Source organism: Elusimicrobiota bacterium (assembly GCA_016218575.1).
Lineage (GTDB): Bacteria > Elusimicrobiota > Elusimicrobia > UBA1565 > UBA9628 > JACRDN01.
In genome coordinates, this window is record JACRDN010000015.1 from 21,903 (window position 1) to 38,859 (window position 16,957).

Consider the following 16,957-nt stretch of genomic DNA (forward strand, 5'->3'; position numbering starts at 1 on the left):
AGGCATGAAACGCAGGGTCTCGGTCCTGGGGGTCCCTCTGGACCTCGGGGCCAGCAAGCAGGGAACCTCGGGGGGGCCCGCCGCCATACGCAGGGCCAAGCTCATCGAGTCCCTGGAAAACCTGGGCCTCGCGGTGGAGGACTCGGGGGATTTGCCGGTGCCCAAGTCCTCCCGGCGCAGTTCCCCGAAGCTCAGGAACGCTTCCGCGATCCTTGAAGTCTGCCGGGAGCTGGAAAAGCGCGTTCATGACAGTCGGGCCGCGGGAATTTTGCCCGTCACCTTGGGGGGCGACCATAGCCTCGCCGTGGGGAGCGTCTCCGGGGTCTCCCGGGCCTTTCGCGATGCTGACCAGAAGATAGGCCTTATCTGGGTGGACGCCCACGCCGATATCAACACCCCCGAAACCTCTCCCTCCGGCAACGTCCACGGCATGCCCTTGGCCCACATTTTGGGCTTGGGGCGCAAGGAATTCGCGAGGCTCGGCGGCTTCTCCCCCAAGGTCGAGCCGCGCAACGTCTGCCTCATCGGGGTGCGCGACGTGGACAAGGCAGAGGCCGCGAACTTGCGCCGTTCCGGGATCCGGGTCTTCTCCATGCAGGAGATAGACCGCTTCGGCATGGGCACGACCATCGAGCAGGCCATCGACGTGGCCTCGGACGGCACCGCGGGTTTTCATCTCAGCTTCGACATCGATGTGGTCGACCCCGGCAGCGCCCCCGGCACCGGCACCTTGAAGCGCGGGGGCCTCACCTACCGGGAATCCCATCTTCTGATGGAAATGGTCGCCGACTCCCAGAACCTCCTGTCCTTGGATCTCGTGGAGGTCAATCCCCTCGAGGACGTGCAGAACTCCACGGCGGTGCTTGCCGTCGAGTTCATCAGCTCGGCCCTCGGCAAAAGCATCTACTGATATGGAACCTAACGAAAAGCCGGCTTTGAAGCTCAAACGCGTGCAGGACATGACCGTCAAGAACAAGCGGGTCCTCTTGCGCGTCGACTACAACGTCCCGCTCAAGGGCGGCAAGGTGGAGGATGCCAGCCGCATCCGCGAGACCTTGCCCACTTTGAAGCATTTGCGGGAGGCAGGGGCCAAGATCGCCCTCATTTCTCATCTGGGCCGGCCGCGCGGCAAGCCAGACCCCAAGTACAGTTTGAAGCCCGTGCTCTCCGAGCTCGAGAAGCTCCTGGGCGCCGGAGTGTCCTTCGCCGAGGATTGCGTCGGGGTCCCCGCGGAGAAGGCCGTGGCCGGGCTCAAGGCCGGGGGAGTCGTCCTGCTCGAGAACCTTCGCTTCCACGCCGAGGAGGAGGCCAACGACCCCAAGTTCGCCCAGGCCCTTTCCAAGCTCGGCGACGTTTTCGTCCAGGACGCTTTCGGGGCCCTGCACAGGGCCCACGCCTCCACGGCCGGGATCCCCAGGAATCTGCCGGGAGCCATCGGTTTCCTGGTCCAGAAGGAACTGGAATTCCTGGACCGCGTCATAGGACACCCCGAGCGGCCCTTTTTGGCCATCGTGGGCGGGGCCAAGGTCTCCGACAAGCTCGGGGTCCTGCACAAGCTCCTCGACCGCATCGACTGTCTCGTGATCGGGGGGGGGATGGCCTACACCTTCCTCGCCGCCCAGGGCATCTCCATCGGCAAGTCGCTCCTGGAAAAAGACAAGGTTCATGAAGCCCAGGGCTTGGTCGAGAAGGCCTACGCCAAGAAAGTGCAGTGCCTGCTTCCCGCCGACCACATGGTGGTGCGCGAGATCAATGCCGACGCCGCCGCGACGGCCACCCAGGGCATGGCCATTCCTCCCGATTTCATCGGGGTGGACATCGGCCCGCACGCCATCGAGTATTTCCGGGAGGAGATCGCCAAGGCCAAAACTATTTTCTGGAACGGGCCCATGGGGATTTTTGAGATGGAGGCCTTCGCCAAGGGCAGCATCGCCGTGGCCGAGGCCATGGCCGAGGCCACGAAGAAAGGAGCCACCACCATAGTGGGCGGAGGCGACAGCTTGGCGGCTCTTTCCAAGGCGGGGCTTTCGGGCCAGATGAGCCATTGCTCCACCGGCGGAGGCGCCAGCCTGGAGCTGTTGGAGGGCAAGATACTCCCCGGCTTGGCCGCTCTAGCCTCTTAAGCGGCAAAACTGGTATAATCTCGACATGTTTTACACATTCTTGCTCACGGTGCACGTCATCGCCTGTTTCTTGATGATCCTGGTCGTGCTTCTCCAAACGGGACGAGGGGCCGGGCTCCTGGTGTTCGGAGGGGGGGGAGACTCCTTGATCAACACCCCGACCGGCTCGAGCTTCATGAGAAAGCTCACCTCCGTCCTGGCCGGAACCTTCGCCCTGACCTCGCTTCTTTTGACCTTTTTTACGACCCGCTCGGGGATGTCCACGGTCACCTCCAGGGCGCCGACGGCGCCGGCTCCGGTCCAGGCGCCTCGGCAGTCCAAAGCACCGGTCCCCCCGCCTCACCCGGCGGGGACTCGCAAGTAGCCCATCGCTTTCGCGCGGGTGGCGGAACTGGCAGACGCGTACGTTTGAGGGGCGTATGCCGCAAGGCGTGAGGGTTCGAGTCCCTCCCCGCGCAATTTCTTAATCTACCTTGACAAACGCCGGTAGTTCTTGGTGTACTCTTCGAGTTTTTTTTGCGCCGCGGAGAGCCTTTCCTGCGCCTCGAAAGCCTGTTTTTTCGCGCGGATGACTTCGTCGGCGGCCTTTGAAGCTTCCACGCCGGCTTTCTCATCGGAAGTCCTGTAGTAGTATCGGTCGCCCCGCTCGTGGTTGAGTATGATCTCTCCGTCGGTCACGGCCCAGAGGCGCTCCTTGTCTTGGCGCGCGGCGCTCAATAGAGACTCGAACGTCTCCGCGCGAGCCTGGTTTTTATCGAGCACCTCGAGGTTGATCGAGTTTTGAATCGACTGCTGCAGGATGGCCCGCGCCGCGGCGGCGCTGTGGCGCAGCTGCCAGAGCGCATTCTCGGAGACGGCTTCTTCAAGAATAAGGGAGCGCGCGTTGGCCTCAAGGCGGCTCAATAAGGTCCTGCGCTTGCCCTCCGCGATTTCGATGCCTCGATTCGGATGGGCCGCGTTCGTGCCCGTCATGCCCAAGGGGATTTTCCTTGCGGCATCGATAAATTGCAGGAGCCGCTCCGCGGCCGAGCGCACATGGTCGAATCGGAGCACAAGGTCACCCGTGCGTTTCTCGTTGAGCAGCGTCTCGACATGGGCCTTCTGTCTTTGATAATCGCGCACGCGGGAGAGTGCCGTCTGTTCGTCGTTTGCGGCAGCGCCCTTGGCGCGCTGCAGAGAGGTCTGTTCCCTGCGATTGACGTCGTCGGCCTCATCACAGAGAGCGGTGATCTCTATCTCCAGAGCGGCGACCTCGCGCGCGACCCGTGCTGCCTCCTGGTCTAGAACGTACTGGTTGAAGGCCGGCTTCTCGCGGTTAAAATACTCCCACTCTTTGCCAATCCAGGCGCGTTGGCCCGGCGTGTTGGGCCACGGGTCGTTGAGATCTTGCCAGACCTTCTCCGCGCGCGCGGCCATCCGATCGGCTTTAAATCTATGGATGGCGGTCTTGGCGATGTCGGGGCATTTGTTGGTGTTGGCGTGCGCCGCGGATTGAAGCGCGATGATGGTGATACCCCACAGAACCGGATGTTTGAACATGGAGCCTCCTTGGCGACAGGGAGTTTGTCTCTCGAAACCGTGCTTGTCAAGGGCCCTTGAAGATGTTTACACTTTTGAGCATGACGCCCGAACGCTTCATTTTGTGAGGGCCTTGCTCGCGGCCGTTCTGGGTCTGGCCCCCTTTGTCGCCTTGGCCCAGGATTTTGAGGATCCCCTGGCGCCGCGAACCTTCGAGGCCGAACCCCTGGCGGTCCCCAGCATTCCCAATAACGCCCTGCGCCGGGTGGCGGCGGACCGTTTCCCGGAATTTGCCGATGACATGCCTCTTGAGTCCCTGCGCCGGGCCGCGTCCTGGAACGGGGCGTATCTGGCGCATTTTTCGGACTCTCAGCCTCTCTATTTCGGAGACAGAGTCGCGAGCGTGGGAGAACTCAAGAGGACTATGGCCGCCCTTCTGGAGCTCCTGAGGGCCGGCCGCTCCGAGCTCAACGCGCGCCTGCGCTCGGACTTTGAGCTTTACGAGTCGGCCGGCTCCGTTGGGGACGGGGGAGTGGTCTTCACCGGCTACTTCGAGCCCGAGATCCCGGCCGTGCCGGCTCCCGACCCCGCCCATCCCGTCCCGGTTTACGCCCGGCCCGCGGACCTGGTCGCGGTCGCTCCGAGCGAGGGCTTCCCCTACGACTACGCCCGCAGAACCCGGTCCGGGGGCCTCGAGGTGTTTTCGAGCCGCGCCCGGATAGACCGTGGGGCCCTGAAGGGACAAGGCCTCGAGCTTTTCTGGGCCGAGGACCCGACGGACCTGTTCTTCCTGCAGCTTCAAGGCTCGGGATTCCTGCGCCTGCCCTCGGGCGAGCGCGTCCGGGTGGGCTTCGACGGCGCCAACGGCCATCCCTACCGCAGCATCGCGCGCTACCTCATCGACCGAGGCGAGATAATCGGGGGGGCCGATAGTCTCTCCATCATGCGCTATGTTCGCGCCCAAAGTCCGGCGCGCAAGCTTGAGATTCTCGAGGTGGATCCCCGCTATTCCTTCTTCCAGAAGCGCGAGGGAGACGGGCCCTTGGGTTCGATCGGTGTCCCCCTGACCCCCGGCAGGTCCTTGGCGGTGAGCCGCCAGCTTCCCAGGGGCTGTCTCGCCTTTTTCTTGACGCGCCGGCCCGTGGCGGACCGCTTCGGAAGGATCATCGGGTTTGCGCCCGTCCGGCGTTTCGCTTTGAGCCAGGACGCGGGGGCCGCCATAGACAATCCGGGGAGGGCCGACGTTTTCTGGGGGGCCGGCGACCAGGCCGCGGCAGAGGCCAGCCATATGAAGGAAGGCGGCAGGCTTTACTTCCTCTTGCTCAAGTCCCGCTGATACACGATTTTCCCGTCGAACAAGGTGAGGTCCACCGGGACATCGTGGATCTCGGTCTCGGGGAGCTCGAACAGATTCTCGCTCAAGATCGTCAGATCGGCGAGTTTTCCCGCTTCTATCGAGCCGCGGTCTTTCTCCTCGAAGGAAAGATAGGCTCCCGAGATGGTGTAGGCGGCCAAAGCTTCCTCAATGGAAAGCCTCTCCTCCGGGAGCCAGGCGGTGTCGAGGGCTCCCGTCGGTTTCCGCCCTCCCAAGTGCCGCCGACTTACCGCCGTTTCCAGGCCCTCCATGGGGACGAAGGTGGTCACCGGCCAATCCGTGCCCCAGGCCAGGCGCCCTCCCGCGTCCAAGATGGACTTGTGGGGGTAAAGCCAGCGCGAGCGCTCGGGGCCCAAGCGGGGCTCCGTGAAGACGAGGTTGAGCTCGTCTCCCCGCGCCCAGACCGGGGTCATATTGGCGGCGACTCCCAATCGGCGCAGGCGGGGGATGTCCGCCGGAGCGATCAGCTCCACGTGGGCCAGGTGATGGCGCGAGTCGCGCGGGCCGTTTGCCTTGCGCGCGGCCTCAAAGGCGTCCAAGGCCTCGCGCACGGCGCGGTCTCCGATCGCGTGGACATGGACCTGGAAGCCTTCCTTGTCGAGGCGGGCCGCGAATTTCTTGAGCCGTTCGGGCTTCATGTAGAGGGGGCCGCGGTCGCCGGGCTTGTCGAGGTAGGGCGCAAGAAGCGCTCCCGTGTGCTGCTCGATGATGCCGTCGAGCACGAGCTTGACCGCGGTTGCCCGCGGGTTTCCCGAGCCCAGGGCCTCCCGGCGCTTCTTGAAGGAGTCGAGGGCCTTCTCCTCGGTGTCGGCCTCGGGGTCGAACTCCTGGCAGAGGGTGACGCGGAGTGTTAGCTCGTTGTTCCTGCCGAGCTCTCCCCAGACCGATTCGTGCTCCAGGCCCGTGGCCGCGTCTATGATGGCGGTGACCCCGACGGCGTTGAGCTCTTTCATGATGAGGCGGTAGGCCTTGACCCGGTCCTCCCGGGTCGAGGGGGGCAGGAGTTTTCCCACGAGCCCCATGGCTGAGTCGTGGAGGACCCCGGTGGGCTCGAGGCTTCCCGGCTCGCGCTCGATGTGTCCGTTGGGAGGGTCGGGGGTCTCGGCCGTGATTGCGGCGAGCTTAAGGGCCCGGCTGTTCACCCAGGCCGTGTGCCCGTCCGAGGCGCTGAGATACGCGGGCTTGTCCTGGACCAAGGCGTCGAGCATGCCGCGGTGGGGCCTGCCCTCGGGCTTGAAGGCCGCCACCTCCCAGCCCCGGCCCTCGATCCAGGGAAGGCCCGGATTCTCTCGGACGTACTTCCGGATGCGCTTCTCGATCTCGCCGCGGTCCATGACTCCGTGGAGGCGGATCTTGGAGAGGCTGAGCGCTCCGCCGGGATGGATGTGGGAGTCCTGGAAACCGGGCAGAAGCAGTCGTCCCGCGAGCTCTATGATCTTGGTCTGTTTGCCGATCCAGGGCTTGACCCCTTCCTCGTCTCCCACGTAGGCGATCCGGTTGCCGAGCACGGCCACGGCCGAGGCCCAGGAGCGCGCCGCGTCCACCGTGTAGACCGGCCCCCCGCGGAGCACGATGTCGGCGGATTGCGCCCAAGCCTGGGCGCACCATAACATCAAGAGAAAACGCAGCATGGTTTAATTCGGTGACAGTTACTTAATTCTAATATAGAATTAAGTAACTGTCACCGAATTATTCATGCCCACGTTGCGCGAATTGTTTTTCACTTTCCTTAAAGTAGGCTGTACGTCTTTCGGCGGGCCTCTTGTGGCCATGGGGCTCATCCACCGCGAGGTGGTGGAGAAGCGGCGCTGGGTGAGCGCGCATTGGTTTGCCTCGACCATAGGCCTGCTCGAAGCCGTGCCGGGGCCGAGCGCCACGGAGATGTCGATCGCGATCGGCATCCACAAGGGCGGACGCAAGTGGGGTCTTATTTGCGGCCTGGCCTACGTTCTTCCCGGCTTTTTCGTCATGACCGGGCTTTCCTGGTTCTACTTCAAGTACGGGGCGGTTCCCGCCCTGTCGGGCATGGTGACGGCGCTCAAGCCCTGCGCCATGGCCGTCCTCACCGTGGTTTGCCTGCGCCTGGCCCGCAAGATAGTGATGGACCGGGCCGACGCGCTTCTTTTCGCGGCGTCGCTTCTGGCTTGCCTCATGCACGCCTCCGTGGCCTGGGTGGTGTTCTTGGGCGGCCTGGCGCGCTACGCCTGGGAGCGGCCTTCCAGGGCCTTGGCCTCGCTTGAGCCGAATATCCTTGCCGCGATTTTCCTTGGCACCTTCAAGGCCGGGGCGCTGGTCACGGGCGGGGGCTATGTCATCGCCTCCTTCCTTAACCAGGACTTCGTCCTGCGCAAGGGCTGGCTCACTCCCGAGCAGTTCCTGGCCGGGCTGGCGCTAGCGCAGTTCAAGCCCGGTCCCGTGACCATGCTCTCGGCCTTCGTGGGCTACAAGGCCGCGGGCTTTTTGGGCGCCGTGCTCGGCCTTTTCGGGGTCATGCTTCCCTGCTTCGGGACCTTGCTCGCTTTGGGCCCGGCCGTGGAGAGGCTGCGCAGCGGTCCCCGAGTCATGGTGTTTCTGAAAGGGATGTCCGCGGCTTCCGTCGGTTCCGTCGTCGCTGTCGCGGCCCAGCTCACCATTCCCGCTTTACAGGGCGCCTACGGCTTTGTTTTCTACCCAGCCTCTCTAGCCGCCCTGTATTGGCTGGAACCGGCCTGGGTCCTGGCCGGCAGCGCCTGCCTTGGCGCCCTTTTGCTTAAGATTTAAAAAGTATTGCGGAAATTAGGGAAATCTATCATAGTATTGCCATGTCGGATCCGCTCCGGAGCCGCCGCGGCTTTACCATGGTCGAGATCATGATCGTGGTGGCCATTATCGGGCTTCTCGCGGTGGTCGTGGTTCCAAAAATCAACTCGGCGATCCGTTCGGCCAACGAGGGAGCCACCAAGGGCAAGCTCGGGGCCATCCGCTCGGCCTTGGTGGTCTATTATGGCGACAACGAGGGCCAGTATCCGGCGGATCTGACGCCCTTCCAGCAGGCGGGCAACTCCTACATGGAAGCGTCCTTCCTTCCCATTTATACCGTGGACCACGGCAGCACCAGCAACATTGATTACGTGGACACTTTCGACGCGACGGGGGACTCCGGGGCTCTGGTCTATGAGAACGCGGGCGCCGACAAGGGCCGGACCTGGATCGGCTGCAGCCATAACGACGCCAAAGGCAAGGTCTGGAATCAGAATTAGCAAACCCCCGCAGCGTCGCGGGGGTCGGGGGCGAGGGGTCGTCATACTTGGAGGCAGCTATGAATTCTCAAAAAAAAGTGCAAATGGCCGTCCTGGTGGGCCGTTATTCCACGCCCTTGGCCATCATTTTGGTGGGGCTAGGGCTTTTTCTGTCCCAGCCCGTGGGGCTGGTGCGAGTCATATGCGTCTGCCTCCTCGTTTTCGGCCTCGTCTTCAATCTGTTCTTGATGCGCGTGATCCAGGGCTTGAGCCAGGGAGCGCAGGGTTTGATCGAGTTCCGTTTATGGGTGAATTTGGCTGTGAACAGCGTCATGGTCTATTTCCTCGGCATCTATTGGTCCTCGATATGGCTTCTCTTGGCCTTGACTCCCTTCGCCATAGGAATCTATGATACCCGGGAGAGAACCCTCAAGGTCTCGATCGGGGTGGCGCTGCTTCTCTTGGCCATTCACGCCCTACGGCCCACGAGCTCGCAGGCTCCTCTCGAGTGGGGGATTCAACTCGCCCAGGGCGCGTTCGTGATCTTGACGAGCCTCATGATCAATGAGCTTTCCCAACTGGCGCACTCGCGCGCGTAGGGTCTTGATCGCGGCGGCGGCTGTCTTTGCGCTCGCTGCCGCGAGCCATCCATCCCGGAGGAATTCCATGACCATGCAAATGAAAAGCCCTGCTTTTGCCCAGAACTCCAAGATCCCGAGAAAGCTTACCTGCGACGGGGAGGACCTTTCTCCCCAACTTTCCTGGACGGGAGTCCCTCAGGCCGCCAAGAGCCTGGCCATTATCATGGACGACCCGGACGCTCCCGCGGGGCTGTGGGTCCATTGGGTGCTCTACGATCTTCCCGCCTCTCTCCCGGGCCTGCCGGAGGGGCTCGCCAAGACCGAGGCCCTCGAGAACGGCGCCAAGCAGGGATTGTGCTGGGGCGTGAGGGACGAGGATTTCGATCGGGTCGGCTATCACGGGCCCTGCCCGCCGCCCGGGGCCCCGCACCGCTATTTCTTCAGGCTTTACGCCTTGGACAAGGCGCTCGGACTATCCTCAAAGGCCACCAAGGCCCAGGTGGAGAGGGCGATGAAGGGGCATGTCCTGGCCGAGGCCGAGCTCGTCGGGATATACCAGCGTTAACGTCCCCAGCCGCGCTGGGTCTTAAAGCCCTCTCCCCACGTATGGCCCAAGCCGAGGCTTTTGGGCCCAGCCTGTCGTAGGCCCTTAGGAACAAAAGCCAAGCGGGCAGGGACGAGAAACATCCCTGCCCGCTACTCGGCTTTAAGAATGTCTGGCGACTATTCCTGGAATTAAGCTGATGCTAGCTTAGTCCCCGTTGATGATATCCCAGATCAGACCCCTGCAGGTGACCGTGAAGCGCCTACCATCGTTCGGGCTCTCGAAGAGGCTCATCGGCGATCCGTTGGCATTTCGAGCGGAAGCCCAGACCTTTAGGTGGCGATTATAAGAGAAGAAGCTGTCTGAATCGCACACTGAGTTCTGGGGGAAGGTGAAGGAGGCTCTATGACCACGCAGCTGATACTCCTTGTGCTTCATGATCCTCCTCTCCTGGCCTCTCTGATCTCCGGCATAGAGGCGCACCTCGACGAAACCGCCGACGTCTTCGATGAAGCGGTAATAATTCCTGGGCACATCGATCACCGCGTTCACATGTCCGCTCGAGATGTTGAACTCGACATTGTAGGGCAGGACATACATCGCGGCGATTTCCTTGGCCGCGACGGAACCGGCGTTAGCCGCTTCGCTTCTCATTACCTTGACGCTGGCCGAGGGCGCGAAATCGGCGTAGGCCGACGCGCTCAAGGCAGCCACAAGGGCCAGACCCAACTGATACTTGCGCATTGTTTACTCCTCCATTAATGTAATTTCACGGCGCCCTATTCTATGTATCTTCCCGATTTTGGCTCTGGGCCTTAGGGGGAAAATTTTTCAGCGCATTAGGCCTACCCGAACTTGCGCCAATAGGGTCGAAATTCAATGATTCGTGCCTGACACTAGAAAAAGCGGAAAGCTTCGGGACATTCGGCCTATGGCTGAATAGGACTTTTGCTTAAAAAAATGGGGCTGAGAGGCCCTTCCGGCAAAGGCAAGGAGTCTATTAAAATTGGATTATGAAGAACCAATTCAAGATGTCTTTCCTTCCTATTGCTTTGGCGTTGAATGTGTTCCCATCCTTCGCTCAGGAGGATCCGGATGAAGCGCAGCCGGCCGCCGGCGTCGAGAGCCAGCAGCTCTTTTTTGCGGAAAGCGAGTTGAAGGTCATCGAAGACGAGGGGCTGCGCCTTGTCAACAAGGCGAGAGTGGACGCAGGACTGCGGGAATTGATTTTTGTCGAGGACCTCCATCAAGCGGCCAGGCGCTACAGCGCCGAGATGGCCAAACGCCACTTTATGAGCCATGTGGATCCCCAGACTCACGAGGAGCTTAGGGAGAGGATGGATAAGGCCGGGATTCGTTTTCGTATCGCCGGGGAGAACTTGGGGAAGGCCAGGATTCCCGGCGCGGCCTTGGCCGAAATCGCCAGGAGACAGGTCGAGTTCTGGCTTAAAAGCCCGTCCCACCGTCAGAACATAATGGATGGCGTTTTTGAGGAATCTGCGATCGGAGCCGCCTCGACTCCGAGCGGGAAGGTTTATTTCACCCAGTTCTTCCTGGTCCGCAAGAAATAACGTCCTCCGCATTGTTTTAAAGTCCGCCTTTTGGTAAAATTGTTTTCGCCTACCCCACCGTTTTCGGGCGTGTAGCTCAGCTGGGAGAGCGCCTGCATGGCATGCAGGAGGTCAGCGGTTCGATCCCGCTCACGTCCACCATTCTGACGCGAACCGCTGGTCGGTCGCAGTTATCCACAGAAACTTCCCGGGAAATTTCGGTGGATATCTTCGACTCGGCGTGGCGCTTGGCGCGCCTACTAGTGTAGAATTGGGGCGCATGGGCCGGACCTGGGCAGTCAACTTTTCCCTCCTCCTTCTCCTCCTTCCCGCGGCTTGGGTCTTGGCTCAAGAGCCGCCGCGCGAGGAGGCGAGCGCTCTCTACGAGTTGGGAACGCTCAAGCGCCGCGAGGGGCGGCCCGTCGAGTCCAAGGAGGCCTTCCTCCGCCTTCTAGAGATAACTCCCGCAAGCGCGGGGGCGCTTGAGGGTCTCGCTTTGGCCTGCCTGTCGCTTGGACAGTATGAGGAAGCCGGCCGTTATCTTGAGCAGTGGGACAGGCAGTCCCCAGGCAACAGCTACATACTGGGGCTTCTGGCGCGATCCTACTCTGGCCAGGGCCGCTACCGGGATCTGGCCTCGGTCTACGCCAAGATCAAGGAACTGGAGCCGGGAAATCCCGTGGCGGCTCGGCGCCTTGATTCCGCGATTCGGGAGCGCGGGGAGGGGATATTCCCCAAGATCAGCGCCTATAAATCCGTGGGGACGGAGGGGCTCGGCACCTCTGCTCCCTTGCAGCGCATCGTCTACGAGGGGCGCTTTGCCGGGATGGACGCCATGCCTGGGCGGGTCCGGAGCCTGAATCTGCGCTTAGGAGCTTCCGTCCGCCAGGAAGCGCAGCGCAACGACACGGCGGGCTTCACCTACTATGACTTGCTCGAGCAAACGTATACGTTTGGATTCGGGGCCAGGCCCCGAGGGGACCTGGCCCTCAACGCAGAGTACGGCCAGTCGGTGTTCACGGACCAGAAGCGAAACAGCATCGGGACCAGGCTTTTCAGCCGGGTCAAGCTTTCCTCCGAGCTGAATATCGGGGGCGCGGGCGTGCGGATGAGCCTCAAGCGCGCGCCCAAGCTCCTGCGCGGGTCCGGCAACTCCGACTTCTTCACGATCCTGCGCGAGGCTTCGGCGCGCGTCGACTTCGATGCCTCGCGTAGGGGCTGGGACTTCGACGGGCACGGGGAGGTGAGCGAGTTCTCGGAGGGCTCGGTCTGGCAGTCCTACCGCCTGCGCGCGACCAAGGAGTTCGGCTCGCATATCGTCCAGCCGGCCTACTCCCATGGGGTTCAGGAGTTTTACGGCGCCGCGCCCGGGGGAAGGCTGGGATCAGTGGGCTACGACCGCTGGAGCCTGCGCTACCGTTGGAGAGAGGATGAGCTCGGCCAGGCAGGGCTCTCTTACGCCTACGACCTCTTCCATGACGCCAACCGCCTCCATGAGTTCTCGGCCGATCTCGCCTACCGCTTGAAGTGGTATAAGGACGTTTCCCTCACCTACGCCTACGGCTTGCTCGATTACGCGGCCGGGGCCGAGGGCTACCGCTCCACCGACGAGTTCACCAACACCTTCGGCCTCGAGTGGCGCCGCCGGCAGGCCCGGGAGCTCTGGACCTCTCTGGCCTTCGACAAGGCTTTCTACGTGGATGTGCGGGGCCATTACGAGGTGAACGCCTACAAGGCGGGTCTTGAGTGGTATCCGGGCTCGGATCTCTCCCTGCGGGGCGAGGGGAAAATCATGCGCAGCACGGTGCGCGACGACTCCTACTCCTTCGCGCTCCAGGGTCGCTGGAGCTTTTGATGAAGAGGACTCTGGGACGCGCCGGGGCGGCCCTTCTCCTGGCCTGGGGGGTTGGCTACTATTGGAACCGCCGCCCGCTCTCCCCGGAGGCCGCGCGGCTTCTTTGGGAGAGGAGCCTTCTTCTGTACGAGCAGGGCCAATACCCTTCCGCCTTGTCTCGCGCGCGCAGGCTGCTGCGCTCCGACCCCAAGGAGCCCCGCTACCTCAAGCACGAGGCGCGCCTCCTGCACAAGCTCGGCCGCGTCGAAGGCGAGCTTGCCGCGTGGCAGGCCTTTATGTCTGTCTCCCCGGCGCCCCAGGAGGCCTGCCCCGACATTAACCGCGTCTATGAGAAGCTCGATCGCGCGGAGGAATCCTTCGAGGCCTATAAGATTTGCCTCGCGCGAGAACCGCAGAACGCGGATCTCGCTTTCTTCGTGGCCCGGGGCCTTGCGGCGCGCTCGCAATACGCCGAGGCCGAGAAGGCCTACCGCCGGATACTCAAGGAGGCTCCCTCCTACTCGGACGCGACCTTGGGAATCGCGCGCATCCGCCTGTCCCAGGGGCGGCTGGCGGAGGCCGCGGCCTTGTCCGATTCGGTTCTCAAGAAAAACGCCGCCAACGCGGACGGGCTTCTCCTGCGCGCCCAGATCGCCTTGCGCCGGCAAGACAACAAGACGGCCAAGGAGAGCCTTGTTTCGGCGATCAATGCGAGTCCAGACTACGCCGACCTCTACCGGATATTGGGCCGGGTCTATGACGCTCAAGGCGACGAGGCGGGCGCCCTCAAGGTTTACTTAAAGCTCGTGGAGCTCGAGCCGGACAACGCCTCGGCCCACCGGCGCTTGAGCGCCTTGCGCGCTCGGTGAGAAAGCCGGGGGGCGTCTTTCAAGCGGCCCTTCTCGCCCTCTTCTATGCTGTGGTGTACCGGGCGCCGGAGAGCCGCTCCTTGCCCCCCGAAAAATTGCGGGAAACCCTTAAAGCCCTGGCCTTGGCGGAGGCCAAGGAAGAGCACCGCAAGGTCCTGGAGCTTTCCCGCTTCCTTCTGCGCCGTTATCCCGACAACGACCGCTACATTTTCAAGGAGGCCTCGGCCCTCGATCGCCTGGATCCTGGAGGGGCCGCGGCCTCTTGGGAGCGTTATTTCCAGATTTCTCCGGACCCCGTGGACGCCTGTCCGGCCCTGGGGGATTCCTACGAGCGGAGCGGCCGCGGGGATTTTGCCCTGGACGCGCATCGCCGCTGCCTGGCCCTGCAGCCCCGGAACACAGATTTGATTTTCTATCTGGCCCATTTCCTGGAGCGCCATCGCAAATTCGACGAGGCAGAGGCGCTTTACCGGCGCGGGCTCGCCTTGTCTGCGGAGTACGCGGACATGCGGCTGGGGCTGGCCAGGATCGCCTTTCGGCGCGACCGGGATCTGTCATCGGCGCGCCGCTGGGTAGGGGAGGTATTGGCCGTGAGTCCCGATCAAGCCGACGCGCTTGTCCTGTCGGCGCGCCTTGACCTCTACCGCCGCGAATTCGCCCGCGCCCGAAAGACCTTGGAGAAAGGACTGGCCCTCCACCCGAAATATCTCGAGTTTTATTGGGGACTGGCCGCGGTCTGGCGGGAGCTCGGCGACCGAGAGAAGGCGGGCCGCTACTCCGCCATGGCCCGCTCCCTGAGGCGGGCCGGAGAGTCGGGGCCGCGGGGCTTGCAGGCGCCATGGTAGGGCTCGTCGTTTTCCTCTGGCTTCTGTTCTGCTTGGCGACCTCGGCCTATTGCCTGTTCGTCCATGTCCCCTTCATCTGGACGAACTTCATCCAGCTGCATCCCTTCCCCTGGCTCGACTTTTTTGCGCGCCGCCACGCCTGGATTTACGGGGGGCTTTGGATATTGAGCGCGGCGGTATTCACGGGCCGCCGCGAGAGTTGGGGCGGCCCCTTAGGGGCGGCCGTGGCCGTTCTTGGACTTCTCGGCGCGCTTTTGGCCGCCTTGCCCGGGCTTTCAAGCCTGCGCCCGGGCTCCGGGGCCTTGGCCTTGAGCTGCGCCGCCTGGGCGCCCTTCCTGGTCTTGGCCGCGGCCGCGGCCTGGGAGAGGGGGAGGCCTTTTCGGGCCCTGGAGGATCCCGCTCTTGATCGGCGCCTCCTGCGCGCGGCCCTGCTCGCCGCGTTTCTCTGCGCCTCGGGCTTCGGCGCGGGGGCAGGTCTGGCTTTGTCCATGGAGCTCAAGCCCTTCTGCCTCGCTTGGGCCTGGAGCTTGAGCCTCCACGCCCTTTTGTTCTTGGCGGCAGCCAGCGCGGTCTCTCTGACGAAGGGGTTTGCTCATCTAGCCGCGGCTCCCGGAGCCGCGGCATTCTGCCTGTCTCGGCTTCTCGCGGCCGGGGTCTTGGCGTCGTTTTTTGCGCGCGTCGTGCTGGCCTCGGTTCCGTTTACGGGCTGGCCGGCGTGGGCGGTTTCCATCTCCCTGACTTTGGCGCTGACGGTCGCAGCCGAGGCCTTGACCCCGCCTCCGGGGGCGATTTCTTGGGCTCTCGCGGCCGGGCTCGGGGCCTGGGCGAGCCTTGAGCTCCCTCTCATGGATTGGAACGGGGTTCTGCAGGCTTGCGCGGTTATGGGGGTTTGGTGGGGAGCGGCCGCCTTGGCCTATCAGACAGGGCCAAGGCGGCAAGAGGGGCCGGGGCACTCGTGGGCGCTCTGCCTGGCCTTCTTGGTTTTCATCGCGATATTCCAGGCGGAGCGCTTATCCCGCTACGACCTCGACCGCCTTCTGGCCGAGGATCGGGTGCGCTGGAGCGCTCTCCTGGAGCGCTACGCCGCGCGAGAGCCCTCCTTTCGCTTGGCCCGGCGGATTCTGTCGGCGCGCAAGGAGGGGGAACTCTTCGCTCTCATGCAGCGGCACACCAATATCCCCCGCGACCTTCCCACCCCCGCGGTGGAGATTCGCTTGAGCGAGGCATTGGCTCCCTCCAGCGGGTTCAAACCCCATATCTTCATCATCGTGGTCGACAGCCTGCGCCGGGATTATTTGAGGCCGTATAACCCCGCGGTCCGGTTCACGCCCGAGATTTCCCGTTTCGCGGCCGAGAGCTCGGTATTTACCAACGCCTTCACCCGCTACGGGGCCACGGGCCTCTCCGAGCCGTCCATTTGGACCGGAGCCATGATCCCGCACAAGCAGTATCCGGAGCCCTTCCAGCCTCTCAACTCCCTTCAAAAGCTGCTGCGCCTGGAGGGTTACCGCGGGTTCATCGTCCGGGACGCCATTCTTGATGCCATCGTGCAAAAGACTCCCGAGATGCGCGACTTGACTGATGGGCGGAGGCAGGACCGTCTCTGCCCGGAGCTTGCCTCCCTCGGGAAACGCTTGGACGAGCTCGGGCGGCCCAAGGCCCCGCTTTTCTTTTACGCCCAGCCCCAGGATCTTCATGTCTCGATGATCAACCGGGAGGGGCGCTCGCTCGCGGCCGGTGCTGCGGGCGGCTACGCGGGCTTCGACGCGGCTTACGCCAGCCGAATGCGCGGGCTGGACCGCTGTTTCGGGGCTTTCATCGCGGACTTGAAGCGCCGGGGGCTCTACGGGGACAGCATCGTCGTGCTCGCCTCGGATCATGGGGATTCCTTGGGAGAGGGGGGGCGCTGGGGCCATGCCTACACGCTGTTCCCGGAAATCGTCAAGATCCCGCTCCTCATCCATTTGCCGGCGCGGTTCCGGGGCTTGTACCGGGACGCGCGCGCCGCGGCATTCTTGACCGATGTGACGCCCACGTTGTACGCCCTCCTGGGCCATTCCGTGGCCAAGAACCGGCTTTTCGGAAGGCCGCTGTTTACGCCGACCAAGGGCGAGCATGACCGCTATCTCGAGGATTATTACCTCCTGGCCTCGAGCTACGGGTCGGTGTACGCGCTCCTCATGGGCAACGGGTGCTACCTTTATATAGCCGATGGGATCAACGGCGCGTATTACTATTACGATTTAGCCGCGGATTCGCAGGGAAACCGCAATCTGTTCACCCCGGACAGGGCCCGGGAGCTCAACCCCCGCGTCGCGGAGGAAATCCGGCGCATCGCGGCGTTCTACCGCTTCCCGGGCTAAGGGCTCGCAATGGAATAATATGACCAACTGGCAGGCCCAGATTCGAGTTGATTTCGAGGCGCGAGGAGGGAGCAATGCCGCAGCGCATTGTGACCAACGAGCAACGAAGAAATCGGCCGAAGATGGGCCTGCCTGAA

The 16,957-nt window shown here is 63.2% G+C and carries 16 protein-coding genes and 2 tRNA genes; 15 read left to right on the forward strand and 3 right to left on the reverse strand.

Annotation, left to right across the window (positions count from 1 at the left end; genetic code table 11):
* Positions 1-4 precede the first annotated feature (4 nt).
* From rocF to HY921_04975, 4 genes are all read left to right on the forward strand, one after another.
* A complete protein-coding gene (gene rocF, locus HY921_04960; GenBank protein MBI5630216.1) occupies positions 5-910 on the forward strand; it encodes an arginase in 906 nt (301 codons plus the stop codon).
* A 25-nt stretch (positions 911-935) separates the two neighbouring features.
* Positions 936-2,123 (forward strand): phosphoglycerate kinase, encoded by a 1,188-nt coding sequence (locus HY921_04965; GenBank protein MBI5630217.1) that lies wholly within the window; start codon positions 936-938, stop codon positions 2,121-2,123.
* 25 nt (positions 2,124-2,148) lie between these two features.
* Entirely contained in the window at positions 2,149-2,487 is a 339-nt protein-coding gene (gene secG, locus HY921_04970) for a preprotein translocase subunit SecG (GenBank protein ID MBI5630218.1), read from the forward strand.
* Positions 2,488-2,499: 12 nt separating this feature from the next.
* Positions 2,500-2,581 (forward strand) — tRNA-Leu (locus tag HY921_04975).
* 10 nt (positions 2,582-2,591) lie between these two features.
* Here the strand turns inward: HY921_04975 and HY921_04980 are convergent.
* The gene (locus HY921_04980) at positions 2,592-3,662 is read right to left on the reverse strand and encodes a hypothetical protein (GenBank protein ID MBI5630219.1); all 1,071 of its coding nucleotides are present in this window, start codon (positions 3,660-3,662) and stop codon (positions 2,592-2,594) included.
* 112 nt (positions 3,663-3,774) lie between these two features.
* On the opposite strand from HY921_04980, the gene HY921_04985 reads away from it, so the two are divergent.
* Positions 3,775-4,977, forward strand: a complete 1,203-nt coding sequence (locus tag HY921_04985) for an MltA domain-containing protein (GenBank protein ID MBI5630220.1) — start codon at positions 3,775-3,777, stop codon at positions 4,975-4,977.
* Here the strand turns inward: HY921_04985 and HY921_04990 are convergent.
* Positions 4,950-6,647: an amidohydrolase gene (locus tag HY921_04990; GenBank protein ID MBI5630221.1), complete on the reverse strand. Its 1,698-nt coding sequence runs from the start codon at positions 6,645-6,647 to the stop codon at positions 4,950-4,952. The genes HY921_04985 and HY921_04990 overlap by 28 nt on opposite strands.
* A 64-nt stretch (positions 6,648-6,711) precedes the next feature.
* Between HY921_04990 and HY921_04995 the strand changes: the two genes are divergently transcribed.
* The 4 genes from HY921_04995 (at position 6,712) to HY921_05010 (ending at position 9,380) form a co-directional block, all read left to right on the forward strand.
* The gene (locus HY921_04995; GenBank protein MBI5630222.1) at positions 6,712-7,776 is read left to right on the forward strand and encodes a chromate transporter; all 1,065 of its coding nucleotides are present in this window, start codon (positions 6,712-6,714) and stop codon (positions 7,774-7,776) included.
* A gap of 41 nt (positions 7,777-7,817) precedes the next feature.
* A complete protein-coding gene (locus tag HY921_05000; GenBank protein ID MBI5630223.1) occupies positions 7,818-8,255 on the forward strand; it encodes a type II secretion system protein in 438 nt (145 codons plus the stop codon).
* A 59-nt stretch (positions 8,256-8,314) separates the two neighbouring features.
* Positions 8,315-8,833: a hypothetical protein gene (locus tag HY921_05005; GenBank protein ID MBI5630224.1), complete on the forward strand. Its 519-nt coding sequence runs from the start codon at positions 8,315-8,317 to the stop codon at positions 8,831-8,833.
* Between the two features lie 67 nt (positions 8,834-8,900).
* Positions 8,901-9,380, forward strand: a complete 480-nt coding sequence (locus HY921_05010; GenBank protein MBI5630225.1) for a YbhB/YbcL family Raf kinase inhibitor-like protein — start codon at positions 8,901-8,903, stop codon at positions 9,378-9,380.
* Between the two features lie 186 nt (positions 9,381-9,566).
* Here HY921_05010 and HY921_05015 read toward each other — a convergent pair whose 3' ends face one another.
* Positions 9,567-10,103 carry a hypothetical protein gene (locus tag HY921_05015; GenBank protein ID MBI5630226.1) on the reverse strand — a complete coding sequence of 179 codons (537 nt, stop codon included), beginning with the start codon at positions 10,101-10,103 and terminating at the stop codon, positions 9,567-9,569.
* 269 nt (positions 10,104-10,372) lie between these two features.
* Between HY921_05015 and HY921_05020 the strand changes: the two genes are divergently transcribed.
* The 6 genes from HY921_05020 (at position 10,373) to HY921_05045 (ending at position 16,820) form a co-directional block, all read left to right on the forward strand.
* The gene (locus HY921_05020) at positions 10,373-10,930 is read left to right on the forward strand and encodes a CAP domain-containing protein (protein MBI5630227.1); all 558 of its coding nucleotides are present in this window, start codon (positions 10,373-10,375) and stop codon (positions 10,928-10,930) included.
* Positions 10,931-10,995: 65 nt separating this feature from the next.
* Positions 10,996-11,071: transfer RNA gene (locus tag HY921_05025), tRNA-Ala, on the forward strand.
* A gap of 118 nt (positions 11,072-11,189) precedes the next feature.
* Positions 11,190-12,764: a hypothetical protein gene (locus tag HY921_05030; protein MBI5630228.1), complete on the forward strand. Its 1,575-nt coding sequence runs from the start codon at positions 11,190-11,192 to the stop codon at positions 12,762-12,764.
* On the forward strand, positions 12,764-13,612 hold the full coding sequence (locus HY921_05035) for a tetratricopeptide repeat protein (protein ID MBI5630229.1): 849 nt from the start codon (positions 12,764-12,766) through the stop codon (positions 13,610-13,612). The genes HY921_05030 and HY921_05035 overlap by 1 nt, the downstream gene beginning before the upstream one ends.
* Positions 13,609-14,457: a tetratricopeptide repeat protein gene (locus HY921_05040; GenBank protein ID MBI5630230.1), complete on the forward strand. Its 849-nt coding sequence runs from the start codon at positions 13,609-13,611 to the stop codon at positions 14,455-14,457. The genes HY921_05035 and HY921_05040 overlap by 4 nt, the downstream gene beginning before the upstream one ends.
* Entirely contained in the window at positions 14,451-16,820 is a 2,370-nt protein-coding gene (locus HY921_05045; GenBank protein MBI5630231.1) for a sulfatase-like hydrolase/transferase, read from the forward strand. Before HY921_05040 ends, HY921_05045 begins: the two co-directional genes overlap by 7 nt.
* Positions 16,821-16,957: the final 137 nt, after the last annotated feature.